Consider the following 4,580-nt stretch of genomic DNA (forward strand, 5'->3'; position numbering starts at 1 on the left):
GGGCGGGAGGGCTCCGTCGTCGTCACCGTCTTCGTCAACCCGCTGCAGTTCGGGCCGGGGGAGGACCTCGACCGCTACCCCCGCACCCTCGACTCCGACGTGCGGATCGCCGGGGAGGCCGGCGCCGACGCCGTGTTCGCGCCCTCCGTGGAGGAGGTGTACCCCGGGGGCGAGCCGCAGGTGCGCGTCTCCGCCGGCCCCATGGGGCGGCGGCTGGAGGGCGCGTCCCGGCCCGGCCACTTCGACGGCATGCTGACGGTCGTGGCCAAGCTGCTCCACCTCACCCGCCCCGACCTGGCGTTCTTCGGCCAGAAGGACGCCCAGCAGCTGGCCCTGATCCGGCGCATGGCGCACGACCTGGCGTTTCGCGTGGAGATCGTCGGCGTGCCCACCGTCCGGGAGCCCGACGGCCTGGCCCTGTCCAGCCGCAACCGCTACCTGTCGGCCCGGGAGCGCCGTACCGCGCTCGCCCTGTCCGCCGCGCTGTTCGCCGCCCGGGACCGGCTCGCCGCCCAGCAGGCGCTGCGTGCGCGCGCCGCGACCCTGCCGGCGCCGCCCAGCCGCGCCGAGGCCCTGTCCCGGATCGGCGAGTCCCGCGCGGCGGCCGACGCGCACGCCGTCGCCCAGGCGGCCCAGCACGGCACGGGCGGCGGTGCCGACGCGGTCCGCGCCGCCGCCCGCGCCGTACTGGACGAGGCCGCGAAGGCGGAGCCGCCGCTCGACCTCGACTACCTCGCCCTCGTGGACCCGGCCGACTTCACCGAGGTCCCCGACGACCACACCGGGGACGCGCTCCTCCTCGTCGCCGCCAAGGTCGGCACCACCCGGCTGATCGACAACCTGCCCCTGACCTTCGGAGTCCCCGCATGACCGGCATACGACTGCAGGCCCCGGCACCCGGCTGGGCCATCGACGCCGACGTGGTCGTCGTGGGCTCCGGCGTCGCCGGCCTGACCGCGGCCCTGCGCTGCACGGCGGCCGGGCTCCGCACGGTCGTCGTGACCAAGGCCCGCCTCGACGACGGTTCGACCCGCTGGGCGCAGGGCGGCATCGCCGCCGCGCTCGGCGACGGCGACACCCCCGAGCAGCACATGGAGGACACCCTCGTCGCGGGCGCCGGCCTGTGCGACGAGGCGGCGGTCCGCGCGCTGGTCACGGAGGGCCCCGACGCGGTGCGCCGCCTCATCGCCACTGGGGCCCGGTTCGACACGGACGCGTCCGGCACCATCGAGCTGACCCGCGAGGGCGGCCACCACCGCCGCCGCATCGCGCACGCGGGCGGGGACGCGACGGGCGCCGAGATCTCCCGGGCCCTCGTCGACGCGGTCCGCGAGCGGGCCGTCCGCACCATCGAGAACGCGCTCGTCCTCGACCTCCTCACCGACGCCGACGGCCGCGCGGCGGGCGTGACCCTGCACGTCATGGGCGAGGGCCGGCACGACGGCGTCGGCGCCGTCCACGCCCCGGCGGTCGTCCTCGCGACCGGCGGCATGGGCCAGGTCTTCTCCGCCACCACCAACCCGGCGGTCTCCACCGGCGACGGCGTCGCGCTCGCGCTGCGCGCCGGCGCCGAGGTCGCCGACCTGGAGTTCGTCCAGTTCCACCCCACCGTCCTGTTCCTCGGCCCGGAGGCGCAGGGCCAGCAGCCGCTGGTCTCCGAGGCGGTACGGGGCGAGGGCGCCCACCTGGTCGACGCGGACGGCGTCCGGTTCATGGTCGGGCAGCACGAGCTCGCCGAGCTGGCCCCGCGCGACATCGTCGCCAAGGGCATCATGCGGCGGATGCGCGAGCAGGGCGCCGCCCACATGTACCTCGACGCCCGCCACTTCGGCGCCGCGATGTGGGCGTCCCGCTTCCCCACGATCCTCGCCGCGTGCCGCAGGCACGGCTTCGACCCGGTGACGGAGCCCGTCCCGGTCGCCCCCGCCGCCCACTACGCCTCCGGCGGGGTCCGCACCGACCTGAGCGGCCGCACCACCGTGCCGGGCCTCTACGCGTGCGGGGAGGTCGCCTGCACCGGCGTCCACGGCGCGAACCGGCTCGCCTCGAACTCCCTCCTGGAGGGGCTGGTCTTCGCGGAGCGCATCGCCGAGGACATCGCCCGCGGCGCCGCCCGCGGCACGGGCGCCGCAGCTCCCGCCCCGCACCCCGCGCCGCGCGCCCTGCCGCTGCTCGACCCGGCCGCCCGTACGCGGGTGCAGCACGTGATGACGCTCGGCGCCGGGGTCCTGCGCTCCGCCGCCAGCCTCGCCGAGGCGGCCGAGCGGCTGGACGCCGTCCACGCCGAGGCACTCGGCGCCGACGGCCGCGGCGCGGCCGGGCCCGGCGTCGAGGCGTGGGAGACCACCAACCTCCTGTGCGTCGCCCGCGTCCTGGTCGCCGCGGCCCGCAGCCGCGAGGAGACCCGCGGCTGCCACTGGCGCGAGGACCGTCCCGACCGGGACGACCCCGCCTGGCGCCGCCACCTCGTCGTACGCCTCCGCCCGGACCGGAGCCTGGACGTCCGTACGACCGCCACCCACGACTTCCCCCCGACCATCCACCCCGCGGAACAGGCCGCCGTCCCCAGGGAGCAGTACGCATGAGCACGCCCGAAGAACACCCGCAGCCCGTGGACCTCCCCCTGCTCGGAACCGGGGCGCCCGCGCCCGCCCGGGACGCGGCGGACGGCGGCTGCGGCGAAGGCTGCGGCTGCGCGGCCGGCCCGGAGGGCGACGAGGGGTACGAGTGCGGGCTCGACCCGGCGCTCGCCGAGATCCTCGCCGCGTCGGGCCTCGACCCGGTCCTCGTCGAGGACCTCGCGTACCGCGCGATCGAGGAGGACCTGGACGGCGGCGTGGACGTCACCACGGTCGCGACGGTCCCCGAGGACGCCGTCGCCACGGCGGACTTCACCGCGCGCGAGGCGGGCACGGTCGCCGGCATCCACGTCGCGGAGGCGGTGCTGTCGATCGTCTGCACCGACGCGTTCGAGGTCGAGCGGCACGTGCTGGACGGCGACCGCGTCGAGGCGGGCCAGAAGCTCCTCTCCGTCACCACCCGCACCCGGGACCTGCTGACCGGCGAGCGCAGCGCCCTCAACATCTTGTGCCGCCTCTCCGGCATCGCCACCGCCACCCGCGCCTGGGCGGACGCCCTGGAGGGGTACCGGGCGAAGGTCCGCGACACCCGCAAGACCACCCCCGGCCTGCGCGCCCTGGAGAAGTACGCCGTCCGCTGCGGCGGCGGCGTCAACCACCGCATGTCGCTCTCCGACGCGGCGCTGGTCAAGGACAACCACGTGGTCGCGGCGGGCGGCGTCGCCGAGGCGTTCAAGGCCGTGCGGGAGCAGTTCCCCGACGTGCCGATCGAGGTCGAGGTGGACACGCTCGACCAGGTCCGCGAGGTGCTGGAGGCGGGCGCGGACCTGATCCTGCTGGACAACTTCACGCCCGCCGAGACCGGGGAGGCCGTCGCGCTCGTCGCGGGCCGCGCCGCCCTGGAGTCGTCGGGCCGGCTCACCCTGGAGAACGCCGCCGCGTACGCCGCGACCGGCGTCGACTACCTCGCGGTGGGCGCCCTCACCCACTCCTCGCCGATCCTCGACATCGGCCTCGACCTGCGAGAGGCCCGGGGCTGACCGATGCTCCTCACCATCGACGTCGGCAACACCCACACCGTCCTCGGCCTCTTCGACGGTGAGGAGATCGTCGAGCACTGGCGGATCTCCACCCTCACCCGCCGCACCGCCGACGAGCTGGCGGTGGTGTTCCAGGGGCTGATGGGCACGCACCCGCTGCTCGGCGCGGAGCTGGGCGACGGCATCGAGGGCATCGCGATCTGCTGCACCGTCCCGTCCGTGCTGCACGAGCTGCGCGAGGTGACCCGCCGCTACTACGGCGACGTGCCCGCGGTCCTCGTCGAGCCCGGCATCAGGACGGGGGTGCCGGTCCTCACCCACAACCCCAAGGAGGTCGGCGCCGACCGGATCGTCAACGCGCTGGCGGCGGTCGAGCTGTACGGGGGCCCGGCGATCGTCGTCGACTTCGGCACGGCGACGACGTTCGACGCGGTCAGCCCGCGCGGCGAGTACGTCGGCGGGGCGATCGCCCCGGGCATCGAGATCTCCGTCGAGGCGCTCGGCGCCCGGGGCGCCCAGCTCCGCAGGATCGAGATGACGCGGCCGCGCGGGGTGATCGGGAAGAACACGGTCGAGGCGATGCAGTCCGGCATCGTGTACGGCTTCGCGGGCCAGGCCGACGGGATCGTCGACCGCATGCGGCGGGAGCTGGTCGGGCCGGACGGCGAGCCCTCCGACGTGACGGTCATCGCCACGGGCGGGCTCGCCCCGACGGTGCTGGGCGAGGCGAGGCTGATCGACGAGCACGAGCCGTGGCTGACGCTGATCGGGCTCCGCCTGGTGTACGAGCGGAACGTCCCCCACATGTGAGGACCCCGGCCGGGAGGCGGCCGGGACCGTGAGCGGTACCGGGCACGGGGGCGGCCGGGGCCTTGAGCGGCACCGGGCACGGGGGCGGCCGGCCCCGCTCTTCCCCGTGCTTCGGCGGGCAGGCGCGCGGGACCGCCCCCCGCCGCACCCC

At 76.3% G+C, this 4,580-nt stretch carries 3 protein-coding genes and 1 pseudogene; all 4 read left to right on the forward strand.

What is annotated here, in order from left to right; translation table 11 throughout:
• Positions 1-870 (forward strand): annotated as a pseudogene (locus MW084_RS15705) (4-phosphopantoate--beta-alanine ligase); the annotation flags it as partial.
• Positions 867-2,585 carry an L-aspartate oxidase gene (locus MW084_RS15710; RefSeq protein WP_010470329.1) on the forward strand — a complete coding sequence of 573 codons (1,719 nt, stop codon included), beginning with the start codon at positions 867-869 and terminating at the stop codon, positions 2,583-2,585. The pseudogene MW084_RS15705 and the gene MW084_RS15710, both read left to right, overlap by 4 nt.
• Positions 2,582-3,619: a carboxylating nicotinate-nucleotide diphosphorylase gene (nadC, locus tag MW084_RS15715; protein WP_010470328.1), complete on the forward strand. Its 1,038-nt coding sequence runs from the start codon at positions 2,582-2,584 to the stop codon at positions 3,617-3,619. Before MW084_RS15710 ends, nadC begins: the two co-directional genes overlap by 4 nt.
• 3 nt (positions 3,620-3,622) lie before the next feature.
• The gene (locus tag MW084_RS15720) at positions 3,623-4,429 is read left to right on the forward strand and encodes a type III pantothenate kinase (RefSeq protein WP_010470327.1); all 807 of its coding nucleotides are present in this window, start codon (positions 3,623-3,625) and stop codon (positions 4,427-4,429) included.
• Positions 4,430-4,580 lie beyond the last annotated feature (151 nt).

Origin of the sequence: Streptomyces sudanensis (assembly GCF_023614315.1) — a bacterium.
Lineage (GTDB): Bacteria > Actinomycetota > Actinomycetes > Streptomycetales > Streptomycetaceae > Streptomyces > Streptomyces sudanensis.